Here is a 15805-nt window from a genome sequence, read left to right on the forward strand (position 1 = left end):
CGAAACACGTATACTTATCAGCTTTGCCGTCTGCCGGGTGGTGCGCTTTGGATACAATCCTGATACGTGGGGCTCGTACCCACAACCTGAAAAACATCGATCTGGATCTACCCCGCGACAAACTGATCGTGATCACGGGGCTGTCCGGTTCGGGCAAGTCGTCCCTGGCGTTCGATACACTCTATGCCGAAGGCCAGCGCCGCTACGTCGAGTCGCTGTCAGCCTACGCCCGGCAGTTCCTGTCGATGATGGAAAAGCCCGACGTCGATCATATCGAAGGGCTGTCGCCGGCGATCTCCATCGAGCAGAAGTCCACCTCGCATAACCCGCGTTCCACCGTCGGCACCATTACCGAAATCTACGACTACCTGCGGCTGCTGTTCGCCCGGGTCGGCGAGCCGCGCTGCCCGGACCATGACCTGCCGCTGGCCGCGCAGACCGTCAGCCAGATGGTCGACCAGGTGCTGGCACTGCCCGAGGGCAGCAAGCTGATGCTGCTGGCACCGGTGATGCGCGAGCGCAAGGGCGAGCACCTGGCGTTGCTCGATGAGCTGCGCGCCCAGGGCTTTGTCCGCGCACGGATCAACGGTCGCATCCACGACCTCGACGAAGCGCCAGCGCTGGAGAAGAACCGCAAGCACACCATCGAGGTGGTGGTCGACCGTTTCAAGGTCCGCGAGGATCTGCAGCTGCGCCTGGCCGAGTCCTTCGAGACCGCCCTGAACCTGGCCGACGGCATCGCTATCGTCGCGCCCATGGAGGGCGAGGAAGGCGCCGAGATCACCTTCAGCGCACGCTTTGCCTGCCCCGCCTGCGGCCACTCGATCAGCGAGCTGGAACCGCGGCTGTTCTCCTTCAACAACCCGGCCGGCGCCTGCTCCGGCTGTGACGGCCTGGGGGTCAAGCAGTTCTTCGACAACCGTCGGCTGGTCAATGGCGAGCTGACCCTGGCCGAAGGGGCGATTCGCGGCTGGGACCGGCGCAACGTCTACTATTTCCAGATGCTCAGCTCGCTGGCCGAGCACTACGGCATCGACCTGGACCAGCCCTTCGACGATCTCAGCGACAAGCATCGCAAGCTGATCCTGCAGGGTACCGGCAACGACAAGGTACCGTTCCGCTACCTCAATGACCGCGGCGATATCGTCAAGCGCGAGCACCCGTTCGAGGGCATCGTGCCGAACCTGGAGCGCCGCTACCGGGAAACCGAATCCCAGAGCGTGCGCGAGGAGCTGGCCAAGTATCTCAGCACCCAGCCCTGCCCCGACTGCCACGGCACCCGCCTGCGCCGCGAGGCGCGCCACGTGTTCATCGATGGGCGCAACCTGCCGGGCATCACCACCATGCCGGTCGGCGCGGCGGCGGAGTACTTCACCCAGTTGAGCCTGGCTGGTAGCCGCGGCGAGATCGCCGAGAAGATCCTCAAGGAAATCCGCGCACGGCTGATGTTCCTGGTCAATGTCGGACTCGACTACCTGGCCCTGGACCGCAGCGCTGACACCCTGTCCGGGGGCGAGGCCCAGCGTATCCGCCTGGCCAGCCAGATCGGCGCCGGCCTGGTCGGGGTCATGTATATCCTCGACGAACCCTCGATCGGCCTGCACCAGCGTGACAATGAACGCCTGCTCAGCACCCTGATCCACCTGCGCGACCTGGGCAACACGGTGATCGTCGTCGAGCACGACGAGGACGCCATCCGCCTGGCCGACCATGTGGTGGATATCGGCCCGGGCGCCGGCGTGCACGGGGGGCGCATCGTCTCCCACGGCACACCGGAACAGGTGATGAATGACCCTGCTTCACTGACCGGCCAGTACCTGTCCGGCGCGGTGAAGATCCCGGTGCCGGCCAAGCGTACCCCGGTGCGCAAGGACCAGTGGCTGCGCCTGAAGGGTGCCAGCGGCAATAACCTGCAGAAGGTCAACCTGGAGATTCCGGTGGGCCTGTTCACCTGCGTGACCGGGGTGTCCGGCTCGGGCAAGTCGACGCTGATCAACAACACGCTGTATCCTATCACCGCCACCGCACTGAACGGCGCCACCACCCTGGATGCCGCGCCCTATGCCAGCTTCGACGGCCTGCAGCACCTGGACAAGGTGGTCGACATCGACCAGAGCCCGATCGGTCGCACACCACGCTCCAACCCGGCCACCTATACCGGCCTGTTCACCCCGATCCGTGAACTGTTCGCCGGCACCCAGGAGGCCCGCTCGCGCGGCTACAAGGCCGGGCGTTTCTCCTTCAACGTCAAGGGTGGGCGCTGCGAGGCATGCCAGGGTGATGGCCTGATCAAGGTGGAAATGCACTTCCTGCCGGATATCTACGTGCCCTGCGATGTGTGCAAGAGCAAGCGCTACAACCGCGAGACACTGGAGATCAAGTACAAGGGCAAGAGCATCCACGAAGTGCTGGAGATGACCATCGAGGAGGCCCGCGCCTTCTTCGATGCGGTGCCGGCACTGGCGCGCAAGCTGCAGACGCTGATCGACGTGGGCCTGTCCTATGTGCGCCTCGGCCAATCGGCCACCACCCTGTCCGGTGGCGAGGCGCAACGCGTCAAGCTGGCCCGCGAGCTGTCCAAGCGCGATACCGGCAAGACCCTGTACATTCTCGACGAGCCGACCACCGGTCTGCATTTCGCCGATATCCAGCAGTTGCTGGACGTGCTGCATCGGCTGCGCGACCACGGCAACACCCTGGTGGTGATCGAGCATAATCTGGATGTGATCAAGACCGCTGACTGGATCGTCGATATTGGCCCCGAGGGCGGCTCCAAGGGTGGCCAGATCATCGCTACCGGCACGCCGGAACAGGTCGCCGAGGCTGCGCACTCACACACTGGCCGGTTCCTCGGGCCACTGCTGGAGCGCGACCGCGAGCGCTAGGGCGTAACCGGGGTGACGCCCCGTATCATTCACACTTTTGCTGCGAACAGACACGTGATCGAATTTCAGCAGGTAACCAAGGCATATCGGGTCGCCGGGCGGGACATCCCCGCCCTGCACAGCACCGATCTGAGCATAGAGCCCGGGCAGGTATTCGGCATCATCGGCCACTCGGGCGCCGGCAAGAGCACCCTGCTGCGGCTGATCAACCGCCTGGAAGAACCCAGCAGCGGCCGCATCGTCGTAGCCGGTGAAGACATTACCGCGCTGGATGCGCCGGGGCTGCGGCGCTTCCGCCAGCGGGTAGGCATGATCTTCCAGCATTTCAACCTGCTGTCCTCGGCTACCGTCGCCGACAACGTGGCCCTACCGCTGCGCCTGGCCGGCACGGTCGAGCGCCGGCAGATCAATGAGCGGGTCAAGTCCCTGCTGGCCCGGGTCGGCCTCAGCGAGCACGCCAACAAGTATCCGGCGCAGTTGTCCGGCGGCCAGAAACAGCGCGTCGGCATTGCCCGCGCGCTGGCCACCGAGCCGAGCATCCTGCTGTGCGACGAAGCCACCAGCGCCCTGGATCCACATACCACGCGCCAGGTGCTGCAACTGCTGGCGCAGATCAACCAGGAACTGAAGCTGACCATCGTGCTGATCACCCACGAGATGGACGTGATTCGCCGGGTCTGCGACCAGGTGGCGGTCATGGATGGTGGCCGCATCGTCGAACAGGGCAAGGTCAGCGATGTGTTCCTGCACCCGCAGCACCCAACCACCCGCAGCTTCGTATTCGATGATGAAAGCGACGAGGAGCAGGCCGAGGATTTCGCCCATGTACCGGGTCGCATCCTGCGCCTGACCTTCCTCGGCGAAGCCACCTTCGCCCCGCTGCTCGGGCAGGTGGCCCGGGCCACCGGAGTGGATTACAGCATTCTGGCCGGGCGCATCGACCGCATCCGCGATCAACCCTGCGGCCAGCTCACGCTGGCGCTGATCGGTGGCGATGTGGATGCCGCCATGACCCACCTGGCAGCAGCCGAGGTTCACGTTGAGGTACTGCGCGGATGAGCGAACTGTTCAGCAATATCGACTGGTATGACATCTGGGTCGCCACCCTGGATACCCTGCTGATGCTCGGCGGCTCATTGTTCTTCACCGTGCTGCTGGGCCTGCCACTGGGGATCCTGCTGTTCCTTACCGGCCCGCGGCAGATGTTCCAGCGCAACGGCCTGTATGCCGTACTGTCATTGGTCGTCAATGCCCTGCGCTCGCTACCCTTCATCATTCTGCTGATCGTGATGATCCCGTTCACCAAGCTGATCACCGGCACGTCGCTGGGTGTCGCCGGCGCCATACCGCCACTGGTGGTCGGGGCAACGCCGTTCTTTGCCAGGCTGGTGGAGACCGCATTGCGGGAGGTGGATAAGGGCATCATTGAAGCCACCCAGTCGATGGGGGCCACCACCCGCCAGATCATCACCCGGGCATTGCTACCGGAAGCACGCCCCGGCATCATCGCTGCCGTGACCGTCATTGCCATCACCCTGGTCTCCTATACGGCGATGGCCGGCGTGGTCGGTGGCGGCGGTCTCGGCGACCTCGCCATCCGCTATGGCTATCAGCGCTTCCAGACCGATGTGATGGTGGTCACCGTTGTGTTGCTGCTGGTATTGGTGCAGATTCTGCAAAGCATCGGCGATCGCCTCGTCGTGCACTATTCGCGTAAATAAGCAGGGCGACAACCTGCATACCGTTCACTTCGGAGCTCCATCATGAAAAAGATTTTCGCTATCCTGGCCCTGACCACCGCCTTCGGCGCCCATGCGGCAGACAAGCTGAGCATCGCCGCCACTGCCGTTCCCCACGCCGATATCCTCGAGTTCGTCAAACCCGGCCTGGCCAGCCAGGGTGTCAATCTGGATATCAAGGTCTTCACCGATTATGTACAGCCCAACCTGCAGGTCGCCGAAGGCCGTCTGGATGCCAACTTCTTCCAGCACAAGCCCTATCTCGACGAGTTCAACAAGGGCCGTGGTACCGACCTGACCAGTGTCGCTGGCGTGCACGTCGAGCCTTTCGGCATCTATTCCAGCAAGCTGACCTCGCTGGACAATATCCCCAACCGGGCCACCGTCGCCATCCCCAACGACGCCACCAATGGCGGCCGCGCCCTGCTGTTGCTGGACAAGGCGGGCCTGATCAGCCTGAAGGACAACAGCAACATCCTCGCCACGCCCCGCGACATCGCCGAGAACCCGCACAATCTGCGCATCCGCGAACTGGAAGCCGCCACCCTGCCCCGCGTGCTGGATCAGGTGGATCTGGCCCTGATCAATACCAACTACGCCCTGGAAGCCGGCCTGAACCCGACCAGCGACGCACTGGCCATCGAAGGTGACGACTCGCCCTATGTCAACATCCTGGTAACCCGTGCCGATAACCAGGACGCGCCTGCGGTACAGAAGCTGGTAGAAGCGCTGCACAGTGCGGAGCTGAAGCAGTTTATCGAGGAGAAGTACAAGGGGGCTGTGGTTCCGGCGTTCTGATTAGCGGAACCTGTGGCAGGGCCACCCTGCCGCAGAGGCTGCTCCCCAACCAGCAAGCAGCAACTCATCCCAACCGTCCAACAAAAAGCCCGCGACTAATACCACGTCGCGGGCTGTTCCCAACTACCTGTCCTGTCAGACCGGCACGTCGGCCATCGGTACTCCAAGTGCTGCTGCAATCCCCTTGCCGTAGGCCGGATCAGCCTTGTAGCAGTGGGTGATGTGGCGAATCATGATGTGACGCTCAACACCATTCATCGCCCGCGCGGTGTTCTCGAACAGCCGCTGCTGCTCGTCAGCCGACATCAGACGGAACAGATCGCCCGGCTGGGTGAAGTAGTCAGCGTCATCGGCACGGAAGTCATAGTGTGCGGCGGCACCTTCCAGGGCCATCGGCGGCTCGCTGAAGTCCGGCTGTTCCTGCCATTCACCGTAGGTGTTCGGCTCGTAATGCAACCGGCTGCCCTGGTTGCCGTCCACCCGCATGGCACCATCACGGTGGTAGCTGTGTACCGGGCAGCGCGGCGCGTTGACCGGAATCTGGTGGTGGTTGACGCCCAGGCGGTAGCGCTGTGCATCACCGTAGGAGAACAGACGGCCCTGCAGCATGCGGTCCGGTGAGAAGCTGATGCCGGGCACCACGTTGGCCGGGGTGAAGGCAGCCTGCTCCACATCCTGGAAGTAGTTGTCCGGGTTGCGGTTCAACTCCATGTAACCCACCTCGATCAGCGGGTAGTCCTGCTTCGACCAGACCTTGGTCAGATCGAACGGATGGAAGCGGTAGTTCGCCGCATCGGTCTCCGGCATGATCTGCACATACATGGTCCAGCGCGGGAAGTCACCGTTCTCGATGGCGTCGTACAGGTCGCGCTGGGAGCTCTCGCGGTCACCGGCAACTACCGCCGCAGCCTGCTCATCGGTCAGGTTCTTGATGCCCTGCTGGGTCTTGAAGTGGAACTTGACCCAGTAGCGCTGATTGTCGGCGCTGATGAAGCTGTAGGTGTGCGAGCCGAACAGGTGCATATGGCGGTAGCCATCGGGAATGCCACGGTCGCCCATCACATAGGTCACCTGGTGCAGCGCCTCCGGCAAGCCGGTCCAGAAGTCCCAGTTGTTGTTGGCACTGCGCATATTGGTGCGCGGATCACGCTTGACCGCGTGGTTCAGGTCGGGGAACTTCAGCGGATCACGGAAGAAGAATACCGGCGTGTTGTTACCCACCAGATCCCAGTTGCCCTGCTCGGTATAGAACTTCAGTGCCGCACCACGAATATCCCGCTCGGCATCCGCCGCGCCACGCTCACCGGCAACAGTGGAGAAACGGGCGAACATGGGGGTCTTCTTGCCGATGTCGGAAAAGATCCGTGCCTTGGTGTACCGGCTGATATCCTGGGTTACAACGAACTCACCGAACGCACCGGAACCCTTGGCATGCATGCGCCGCTCGGGGATCACCTCACGGTCGAAGTGCGCGAGCTTTTCCAGGAACCATACATCCTGCAACAGCATCGGGCCGCGCGGGCCAGCGGTCATGACGTTCTGGTTCTCGGCTACCGGGGCACCCGCTACCGTGGTAAGTCTTGGCTTGTCAGTCATATTGCTCTCTCCTTGGGTCAAATGCGGTGGCCAGCGGCAGCGAACCGGTGGCGTTGGAGCAATGATAAAAGGACAAGGTGAATAGCCCTAATGATTTGGGTCAACCCACCCGATAGAATTTTCGAATCAACGGCTCGGACGTGAGATACAGATCTGGATGAGGGGTTTTCAGCAGGCAATAAAAAACCGGGCCAAGGCCCGGTTTTCTTGAACTGTCTACAGCTTACTCTTCGGAAGCAGCAGCCAGCTCAGGGCGATCAACCAGTTCCACGTAAGCCATGGGAGCCGCATCGCCAGCGCGGAAACCGCACTTCAGGATACGGACATAGCCGCCGGGACGGTCTGCGTAGCGCTTGCCCAGGTCGTTGAACAGCTTGCCAACAGCTTCTTTGCTGCGGGTGCGGTCAAACGCCAGACGGCGGTTGGCTACAGTATCTTCTTTCGCCAGAGTGATCAGCGGCTCTGCAACACGGCGCAATTCCTTGGCCTTGGGCAGAGTGGTTTTGATCAGTTCGTTCTCGAACAGCGACACCGCCATGTTCTGGAACATGGCCTTGCGGTGCGAGCTGGTCCGACTCAGGTGACGACCACTTTTACGATGACGCATCTCTCAATTCCTCGGTGTCAGACGATCAGGCGGTAACCTTGTCGTCCTTCTTCAAGCTTGCAGGCGGCCAGTTGTCCAGACGCATACCCAGTGACAGACCACGCGAAGCCAGAACATCCTTGATCTCGGTCAGGGATTTCTTGCCCAGGTTCGGGGTCTTCAGCAGCTCCACTTCGGTACGCTGGATCAGATCGCCAATATAGTAAATGTTTTCAGCCTTCAGACAGTTGGCCGAACGAACAGTCAGCTCCAGGTCGTCAACCGGGCGCAGCAGGATCGGATCGATCTCGTCTTCCTGCTGTTCCACTACCGGTTCCTGATCGCTCTTCAGATCAACGAAGGCAGCCAGTTGATGCTGCAGGATGGTGGCAGCGCGACGAATCGCCTCTTCCGGATCCAGCGTACCGTTGGTTTCCAGGTCGATGACCAGTTTGTCCAGGTTGGTACGTTGCTCGACACGCGCACTCTCGACCACGTAGGCCACACGGCGAACCGGGGTATAGGTGGCATCGAGCTGCAGACGGCCGATGGAACGGCTTTCATCTTCATCCGACTGACGCGAATCCGCCGGCTCATAGCCGCGACCACGAGCCACGGTCAGCTTCATGTTCAGCGCACCGTTGTCGGACAGCGTGGCGATGTGGTGATCGGGATTGACGATCTCCACATCGTGATCCAGCTGGATATCGCCAGCGGTGACCACACCCGCGCCCTTTTTGGAAAGGGTCAGGGTGACGTGATCACGACCATGCATCTTGACTGCCAGCCCTTTCAGGTTAAGCAGGATCTCGATGACATCTTCCTGAACGCCTTCGATGGCGCTGTACTCATGCAAAACGCCATCGATTTCCGCCTCTACCACGGCACAACCGGGCATGGAGGAGAGCAGAATGCGCCGCAGCGCATTGCCCAGGGTATGACCAAAGCCACGTTCCAGCGGTTCAAGAGTGATCTTGGCACGCGTGGGCGAGGCTTCTTGAACGTCGATATGACGTGGTGTAAGAAACTCGGCAACCGAATTTTGCATGAAAGGCACCTTTTGCTGACTATCGCTTACTTGGAGTAGAGCTCGACGATCAGGTTCTCGTTGATGTCGGCATACAGATCACTCCGTGCGGGCAGGTTCTTGAAGACACCTTCCTTCTTGGCAGCATCCACTTGCAGCCATTCGGCCTGACCGCGCTGAGCCGCCAGCTCCAGGGAGCCACCGATGCGCAGTTGGTTCTTGGCCTTCTCGCGAACGGCAACCACATCACCCGGGGATACCAGGTAGGACGCAATGTTCACGGTCTTGCCATTGACGCTGATGGCCTTGTGGGAAACCAGCTGACGCGCTTCGGCACGAGTGGAGCCGAAGCCCATGCGGTAAACCACGTTGTCCAGACGACGCTCGAGCAGTTGCAGCAGGTTCTCACCGGTAGCCCCCTTCAGACGGGCAGCTTCCTTGTAGTAGTTGCTGAACTGACGTTCGAGTACGCCATAGATACGACGAACTTTTTGCTTCTCGCGCAACTGGGTGCCGTACTCGGAGAGACGACCGCGACGCTGACCATGCACGCCAGGAGGACTCTCCAGCTTGCACTTGGAATCGAGAGCGCGTACGCCGCTCTTGAGGAACAGGTCAGTGCCTTCGCGACGAGACAGCTTACACTTGGGACCAATATATCTAGCCATTTTACCGTCTCCTGATTACACGCGGCGCTTCTTGGGCGGGCGACAGCCGTTATGTGGGATGGGGGTGACATCTGTGATGCCGCTGATCTTGTAACCACAAGAGTTCAGCGCACGCACTGCAGATTCACGACCCGGGCCAGGGCCCTTCACATTAACGTCGAGGTTTTTGAGGCCGTATTCCAGGGCCGCCTGACCAGCACGTTCTGCGGCCACCTGGGCAGCAAACGGAGTGCTTTTACGCGAACCACGGAAACCGGAACCACCGGAAGTCGCCCAGCTCAGAGCATTGCCCTGACGGTCGGTGATGGTAATGATGGTGTTGTTGAAAGACGCATGGATGTGGGCGATCCCATCAACCACTGTCTTTTTTACTTTCTTACGAACACGAGCAGCAGGCTTAGCCATATCTGTATATTCCTTCGCGATTACTTACGGATCGGCTTGCGCGGACCCTTGCGGGTACGAGCATTGGTCTTGGTGCGCTGGCCGCGAACCGGAAGACCACGACGATGACGCAGACCACGATAGCAACCCAGATCCATGAGACGCTTGATGTTCATGTTGATCGCGCGGCGCAGGTCACCTTCGGTGTTACTCTTGGCAACCTCGTTACGCAGCAGATCAATCTGCTCCTCGCTCAGATCCTTGATTTTTACACTGGGCTCAATGCCAGTGGCGGCACAGATCTGCTGTGCCTTGGTTTGACCGATACCAAAAATATAGGTCAGAGAGATAACAGCATGCTTGTTATCCGGGATGTTGACGCCTGCAATACGGGCCATCCAAATTTACTCCGTCTGACAGCTACCTGACTCAACCCAAACGTAACAAGGTTGCGTGAAAAAGGGTGCAGTAGGGTAGCGCTAACATATAAAAAAATCAACCACCCGGCCAATCAACTGGCCGGGCGGCGGTTATCCTGAGACGTAGTCTTCAATCAGAGCAGGTTGATGATCAACCCTGGCGCTGCTTGTGACGGGGCTCAGCGCTGCAAATAACCCGTACGCTACCATTGCGACGAATCACTTTGCAGTTACGGCAAAGCTTCTTGACTGATGCTGCAACTTTCATATCGTTCTCCAGAATCCTGAAATATCAGCGCAGCATGCCGCTGCCGTAACCTTTCAGGTTCGATTTCTTCAAAAGAGACTCGTACTGCTGTGAAACGAGGTGCGATTGTACTTGTGACATGAAGTCCATCACAACCACTACGACGATCAGCAGCGAAGTCCCACCCAGGTAGAACGGCACGTTGGCCGAAACCACCAGGAACTGCGGCAGCAAGCAGACCGCAGTCATGTACAGCGCACCGAACATGGTCAGGCGGGTCAGTACACCGTCGATATAACGGGCGGACTGCTCACCCGGGCGAATACCCGGAATGAAGGCGCCTGACTTCTTCAGATTGTCTGCCACGTCCTTGGGGTTGAACATCAAGGCTGTATAGAAGAAGCAGAAGAAAATGATCCCTGCACTGAACAGAATGATATTCAACGGCTGGCCCGGTGCGATCGCCTGGGACAGGCTCTGCAACCAACCCATACCTTCACCCTGGCCGAACCAGGTTCCCAGCGATGCCGGGAACAGCAGGATGCTGCTGGCGAAAATTGCCGGAATCACACCGGCCATGTTCACCTTCAACGGCAGGTGACTGGTCTGTGCGGCAAATACCTTGCGACCTTGCTGACGCTTGGCATAGTTGACGGTAATCCGCCGCTGGCCACGCTCGACAAAGATCACGAAGGCAACCATCGCTATCGCCAGCAGAGCGATGGCGATCAGGGCGAAGATGTTGATATCCCCCTGCCGCGCAGCCTCGAAGGACTGCCCGATGGCACTCGGCAAGCCAGCGACGATACCGGCGAAGATCAGCATGGAGATACCGTTGCCGACACCCCGCTCGGTGATCTGCTCACCCAGCCACATCATGAACATGGCGCCGGCTACAAAGGTCGTGACCGCTATGAAATAGAAGCCAAAACCGCTAGCGAAGGCCACGCCCTGGCTGGCCAGGCCAACCGACATCCCCACCGCCTGGATAAACGCCAGAACCAATGTGAGATAGCGGGTGTACTGGCTGATCTTGCGGCGTCCGGACTCACCTTCCTTCTTCAACTGCTCAAGGGTGGGGCTGACCGCCGTCATCAGCTGCATGATGATGGATGCAGAAATGTACGGCATGATCCCCAGAGCGAAGATACTCATCCGCTCCAGGGCGCCACCCGAGAACATGTTGAACAGGCTAAGAATGGTTCCCTCATTCTGTCTGAACATATCAGCCAGGCGATCAGGATTGATACCGGGCACCGGTATATGCGCGCCGATTCGGTAAACGATGATTGCCAGGAACAGGAAGCGCAAGCGCCCCCACAGTTCGGTCAGGCCGCCTTGATTCATTCCAGAGAGAGCGCCTTGCTTAGCCATGTAGTCCTTATTCCTCGATCTTGCCGCCAGCTGCCTCGATCGCTGCACGGGCACCCTTGGTAGCCATCAGCCCCTTGATCGTAACCGCCTTGGTTACGTCACCGGACAGAACGACTTTGGCCCGTACAAACTTGTTGCCAATGATGTTGGCATCTTTCAATGCCTGCAGATCAATGACATCAACGTCCAGCTTGTTCAGCTCGCTGGTGCGGATTTCGGCAGTGACCATAGCAATTCTGGAGGTGAAGCCGAACTTCGGCAGACGACGGTGCAACGGCTGTTGACCACCCTCGAAACCCGGAGCGACCTTACCGCCGGAGCGCGAAGTCAAACCCTTGTGGCCACGGCCGGCAGTCTTGCCCAGGCCGCTACCGATACCACGACCGACACGCAGCTTCGCAGGGCGTGCACCGGGCGCGGAACGCAGATCATTCAGTTTCATGTCTTAACCCTCTACCCGGACCATGTAGGAGACCTTGTTGATCATCCCACGGATAGCCGGAGTATCTTCGACTTCGACGGTATGACCGATGCGACGCAGGCCCAGACCCTTGATGCTGGCCTTGTGGCTCGGCAGACGCCCGATCACGCTCTTGAACTGGGTCACTTTAATTTTTGCATTAGCCATCACAGTTTACCCCACGATGTCTTCAACGGTCTTGCCACGCTTGGCCGCAACAGACTCGGGAGACTGCATTGACTTCAGGCCCTTGTAGGTAGCCTGAACGACGTTGACCGGATTAGTGGAACCGTAACACTTGGCCAGTACGTTATGAATGCCTGCAGCTTCCAGAACGGCGCGCATCGCACCGCCGGCGATAACACCGGTACCTTCGGAAGCCGGCATCATGAACACCTTGGAGGCGCCATGAGCGGCACGCAGCGGATACTGAATGGTGGTGCCATTCAGGTCCACCTGGATCATGTTACGACGTGCGGCTTCCATGGCCTTCTGGATGGCGGCAGGCACTTCACGCGCCTTGCCACGACCGAAGCCCACGCGACCATTGCCATCGCCGACAACTGTCAGCGCTGTGAAGGCAAAGATCCGACCGCCCTTAACTACTTTGGCGACGCGGTTAACCTGAACCAGTTTCTCGATGTAACCTTCGTCACGCTTTTGATCGAAATTAGCCATAGCTCTACCCTTAGAATTCCAGCCCGCCTTCACGAGCGGCGTCGGCCAGCGCTTGCACGCGGCCATGATACTTGAAGCCGGAACGGTCGAAGGAGACCTGAGTTACACCGGCGGCCTTGGCACGCTCAGCGACCAGAAGCCCAACCTGCTTGGCGGCTTCCTTGTTGCCGGTGCTGCCACCGCGCAGACTGGCGTCAAGAGTGGAGGCACTGGCCAGCACCTTGGAACCATCGGCCGAGATCACTTGCGCGTACATGTGCTGCGAAGAACGGTACACGCACAGACGTACGGCTTCCAGCTCGCGCAGTTTCAGACGCGAACGACGAGCTCGACGGAGACGAATAACTTTTTTATCGCTCATTTTGCTATGCCCTACTTCTTCTTGGCTTCTTTACGACGCACGATCTCATCGGCGTAGCGAACACCCTTGCCCTTGTAGGGTTCGGGGCGACGGAAATCACGGATCTCCGCGGCTACCTGGCCGACCAGTTGCTTGTCGATACCTTTGATGACGATATCAGTCTGGCTGGGGGTTTCAACCGAAACACCCTCGGGCAGCTGATAGTCGATCGGGTGGGAGAAGCCCAGAGCCAGGGACAGAACCTGCCCTTTGGCCTGCGCCCGGTAACCTACCCCGACCAGCTGCAGCTTGCGCTCGAAGCCTTGGCTGACGCCGACAACCATGTTGTTGACCAGAGCACGCGTGGTACCGGCCATGGCTGCATTGACACTGCCAGGACGGGGTGCGAAACGCAGTTCGCCCTCTTCCTGAACCATTTCAACGGCAGGATGCATGCTCAGACTCAGGGCACCCTTGGGTCCCTTGACGGAAACATCCTGGCCATCAATTTTAATTTCTACACCCTGCGGCAATTTGACAGGGTTCTTAGCGACGCGAGACATCGTAACCCCCTATCAGAATACGGTGCAGAGCACTTCACCGCCGATACCGGCAGCGCGAGCGGCACGATCCGTCATCACACCCTTGTTGGTGGAGACGATCGACACACCCAGTCCACCCTTGACCTTGGGAAGCTGGTCAACGGACTTGTACTGACGCAGGCCGGGACGACTGGCACGCTTCAGCTCTTCAATTACCGGCTTGCCCTCGAAGTACTTGAGCTCGATCGACAGAACAGGCTTGGCATCGCCCTGAACTTCATAACCGGCAACATAGCCTTCTTCTTTAAGTACTTTGGCGACAGCCACCTTCAGCTTTGCCGAAGGCATGCTGACACTGGACTTTTCAGCCATCTGGGCATTACGGATACGGGTCAGCATATCTGCTAACGGGTCCTGCATACTCATGGGCTTTGTGCTCCTGAAACTGAGTAATTAAGGTCTTGTTTACCAGCTGGCCTTGACCAGACCGGGTACATCACCGCGCATGGCAGCTTCGCGCAGTTTGATGCGGGAAAGACCGAATTTGCGGTATACGCCGTGTGGGCGGCCAGTGATGCGGCAGCGGTTACGCTGACGCACAGGGCTCGCATCACGCGGCAGTTTCTGCAGGGCTACCTGGGCATTCCAACGGTCCTCGACGGACGCGTTGACGTTGCCGACCAGCGCCTTGAGTTCAGCACGCTTGGCAGCGTACTTGGCAACCAGACGAGCGCGCTTGGCCTCGCGGTTCTTCATGCTGATTTTGGCCATTGCCTGACTCCTAGTTGCGGAACGGGAAGTTGAACGCACGCAGCAGCGCGCGACCTTCGTCGTCAGTCCGGGCGGTGGTGGTCAGGGTAATGTCCAGACCACGCAGGGCATCGATCTTGTCGTAATCGATTTCCGGGAAGATGATCTGCTCCTTGACACCCATGCTGTAGTTGCCACGACCGTCGAAGGACTTGGCATTCAGACCACGGAAGTCACGTACGCGCGGCAGCGAGATCGACAGCAGGCGATCCAGGAATTCGTACATCTGCTCACGACGCAGGGTCACCTTGACACCGATCGGCCAGCCGTCACGAATCTTGAAGCCGGCAATCGACTTGCGGGAATAGGTCACAATGCCCTTACGGCCAGTGATCTTTTCCAGGTCAGCCAATGCGTTTTCAATGACTTTCTTGTCACCTACTGCTTCACCAAGGCCCATGTTCAGGGTGATCTTGGTGATTTTCGGAACTTCCATCACGTTCTGCAGGCCCAGTTGTTCCTTGAGCTGCGGAACCAGGGTGTCCCGATAATGTTCTTTCAATCTTGCCATGGTAAGCACCTAGATTCTCAAGCGTCGACGGCTTTTTGGGTCGACTTGAAAATACGAACCTTCTTACCGTCTTCGACCTTGAAGCCGATGCGATCGGCCTTGCTGGTCTCAGGGTTGAAGATAGCCACGTTGGAGACGTGGATAGGCGCCTCCTTCTCAACAATACCGCCCTGTACACCAGCCATTGGATTCGGCTTGGTGTGGCGCTTGATAATGTTGACGCCGGAAATCATCAGGCGGTTGTCGACCAGGACCTTGAGGACCTTGCCGCGCTTGCCTTTGTCTTTACCGGCGATGACGATTACGTCGTCGTCACGTTTGATCTTTTGCATGACCGGGCTCCTTACAGCACTTCGGGCGCGAGGGAAACGATCTTCATGAACTGCTCGTTACGCAGTTCACGCGTCACTGGCCCAAAGATGCGGGTACCGATCGGCTCATTTTTGTTGTTGAGCAGAACAGCAGCGTTGCCATCGAAACGGATCAGCGAACCGTCAGTACGGCGAACGCCGTGACGGGTACGCACGATGACCGCATTCAGCACCTGGCCTTTCTTTACTTTGCCGCGGGGAATCGCTTCCTTCACGGTCACTTTGATGATATCGCCAATGCCAGCGTAGCGACGGTGAGAACCGCCCAGAACCTTGATACACATAACGCGACGTGCACCACTGTTGTCAGCCACATCCAGCATGGATTGAGTCTGAATCATAACTTTCTCCGACCCTTAAATAATCCGCT

General features: G+C 59.3%; 22 protein-coding genes. 4 read left to right on the forward strand and 18 right to left on the reverse strand.

All coding sequences use genetic code 11. The annotated features are described in order from the left end of the window. Positions 1–47: 47 nt before the first annotated feature. From uvrA to CQ007_RS15470, 4 genes are read left to right on the forward strand one after another with little or no spacing between them, the layout of a single operon-like run. Positions 48–2885: an excinuclease ABC subunit UvrA gene (gene uvrA, locus CQ007_RS15455; protein WP_105646737.1), complete on the forward strand. Its 2838-nt coding sequence runs from the start codon at positions 48–50 to the stop codon at positions 2883–2885. Between the two features lie 54 nt (positions 2886–2939). After that, a complete protein-coding gene (locus tag CQ007_RS15460; protein WP_105646784.1) occupies positions 2940–3944 on the forward strand; it encodes a methionine ABC transporter ATP-binding protein in 1005 nt (334 codons plus the stop codon). Further along, positions 3941–4606 (forward strand): methionine ABC transporter permease, encoded by a 666-nt coding sequence (locus CQ007_RS15465; protein WP_105646738.1) that lies wholly within the window; start codon positions 3941–3943, stop codon positions 4604–4606. The genes CQ007_RS15460 and CQ007_RS15465 overlap by 4 nt, the downstream gene beginning before the upstream one ends. 42 nt (positions 4607–4648) lie before the next feature. Further along, positions 4649–5422 carry a MetQ/NlpA family ABC transporter substrate-binding protein gene (locus CQ007_RS15470; RefSeq protein ID WP_105646739.1) on the forward strand — a complete coding sequence of 258 codons (774 nt, stop codon included), beginning with the start codon at positions 4649–4651 and terminating at the stop codon, positions 5420–5422. 135 nt (positions 5423–5557) lie between these two features. Here CQ007_RS15470 and CQ007_RS15475 read toward each other — a convergent pair whose 3' ends face one another. The 18 genes from CQ007_RS15475 to rplN all read right to left on the reverse strand — a co-directional run bounded on the left by CQ007_RS15475 (position 5558) and on the right by rplN (position 15776). Next, positions 5558–7018 carry a catalase gene (locus CQ007_RS15475; RefSeq protein ID WP_105646740.1) on the reverse strand — a complete coding sequence of 487 codons (1461 nt, stop codon included), beginning with the start codon at positions 7016–7018 and terminating at the stop codon, positions 5558–5560. Between the two features lie 223 nt (positions 7019–7241). Next, positions 7242–7625: a 50S ribosomal protein L17 gene (gene rplQ, locus CQ007_RS15480; RefSeq protein WP_036993680.1), complete on the reverse strand. Its 384-nt coding sequence runs from the start codon at positions 7623–7625 to the stop codon at positions 7242–7244. Positions 7626–7650: 25 nt separating this feature from the next. Beyond that, complete coding sequence (rpoA, locus tag CQ007_RS15485; RefSeq protein WP_105646741.1) at positions 7651–8652, reverse strand: DNA-directed RNA polymerase subunit alpha; 1002 nt, start codon at positions 8650–8652, stop codon at positions 7651–7653. 26 nt (positions 8653–8678) lie between these two features. Continuing rightward, positions 8679–9299 (reverse strand): 30S ribosomal protein S4, encoded by a 621-nt coding sequence (gene rpsD, locus CQ007_RS15490; RefSeq protein WP_105646742.1) that lies wholly within the window; start codon positions 9297–9299, stop codon positions 8679–8681. Positions 9300–9314: 15 nt separating this feature from the next. After that, positions 9315–9704: a 30S ribosomal protein S11 gene (gene rpsK / locus CQ007_RS15495; RefSeq protein WP_022962893.1), complete on the reverse strand. Its 390-nt coding sequence runs from the start codon at positions 9702–9704 to the stop codon at positions 9315–9317. 20 nt (positions 9705–9724) lie between these two features. Next, positions 9725–10081 carry a 30S ribosomal protein S13 gene (gene rpsM, locus CQ007_RS15500; protein WP_105646743.1) on the reverse strand — a complete coding sequence of 119 codons (357 nt, stop codon included), beginning with the start codon at positions 10079–10081 and terminating at the stop codon, positions 9725–9727. Between the two features lie 172 nt (positions 10082–10253). After that, on the reverse strand, positions 10254–10370 hold the full coding sequence (gene rpmJ, locus CQ007_RS15505; RefSeq protein ID WP_074781302.1) for a 50S ribosomal protein L36: 117 nt from the start codon (positions 10368–10370) through the stop codon (positions 10254–10256). A gap of 24 nt (positions 10371–10394) precedes the next feature. Beyond that, on the reverse strand, positions 10395–11723 hold the full coding sequence (secY, locus tag CQ007_RS15510) for a preprotein translocase subunit SecY (RefSeq protein WP_105646744.1): 1329 nt from the start codon (positions 11721–11723) through the stop codon (positions 10395–10397). Positions 11724–11730: 7 nt separating this feature from the next. Then, positions 11731–12165, reverse strand: coding sequence for a 50S ribosomal protein L15 (gene rplO / locus CQ007_RS15515; protein ID WP_105646745.1), 435 nt, complete (start codon positions 12163–12165; stop codon positions 11731–11733). A 3-nt stretch (positions 12166–12168) separates the two neighbouring features. Continuing rightward, positions 12169–12351, reverse strand: a complete 183-nt coding sequence (gene rpmD, locus CQ007_RS15520) for a 50S ribosomal protein L30 (RefSeq protein ID WP_105646746.1) — start codon at positions 12349–12351, stop codon at positions 12169–12171. 6 nt (positions 12352–12357) lie between these two features. Further along, complete coding sequence (gene rpsE / locus CQ007_RS15525) at positions 12358–12861, reverse strand: 30S ribosomal protein S5 (protein ID WP_105646747.1); 504 nt, start codon at positions 12859–12861, stop codon at positions 12358–12360. Between the two features lie 10 nt (positions 12862–12871). Further along, positions 12872–13222 carry a 50S ribosomal protein L18 gene (rplR, locus tag CQ007_RS15530; RefSeq protein WP_105646748.1) on the reverse strand — a complete coding sequence of 117 codons (351 nt, stop codon included), beginning with the start codon at positions 13220–13222 and terminating at the stop codon, positions 12872–12874. An 11-nt stretch (positions 13223–13233) separates the two neighbouring features. Further along, entirely contained in the window at positions 13234–13764 is a 531-nt protein-coding gene (rplF, locus tag CQ007_RS15535; RefSeq protein ID WP_105646749.1) for a 50S ribosomal protein L6, read from the reverse strand. 12 nt (positions 13765–13776) lie between these two features. Next, positions 13777–14169: a 30S ribosomal protein S8 gene (gene rpsH, locus CQ007_RS15540; protein WP_105646750.1), complete on the reverse strand. Its 393-nt coding sequence runs from the start codon at positions 14167–14169 to the stop codon at positions 13777–13779. 39 nt (positions 14170–14208) lie between these two features. After that, entirely contained in the window at positions 14209–14514 is a 306-nt protein-coding gene (gene rpsN, locus CQ007_RS15545) for a 30S ribosomal protein S14 (protein ID WP_105646751.1), read from the reverse strand. 10 nt (positions 14515–14524) lie between these two features. Beyond that, positions 14525–15064, reverse strand: coding sequence for a 50S ribosomal protein L5 (rplE, locus tag CQ007_RS15550; protein WP_105646752.1), 540 nt, complete (start codon positions 15062–15064; stop codon positions 14525–14527). A 17-nt stretch (positions 15065–15081) separates the two neighbouring features. Then, positions 15082–15396, reverse strand: a complete 315-nt coding sequence (gene rplX, locus CQ007_RS15555; protein WP_105646753.1) for a 50S ribosomal protein L24 — start codon at positions 15394–15396, stop codon at positions 15082–15084. A gap of 11 nt (positions 15397–15407) precedes the next feature. Further along, on the reverse strand, positions 15408–15776 hold the full coding sequence (gene rplN, locus CQ007_RS15560; protein WP_088277353.1) for a 50S ribosomal protein L14: 369 nt from the start codon (positions 15774–15776) through the stop codon (positions 15408–15410). Positions 15777–15805 lie beyond the last annotated feature (29 nt).

The organism is Pseudomonas sp. MYb185, from assembly GCF_002979975.1.
Lineage (GTDB): Bacteria > Pseudomonadota > Gammaproteobacteria > Pseudomonadales > Pseudomonadaceae > Halopseudomonas.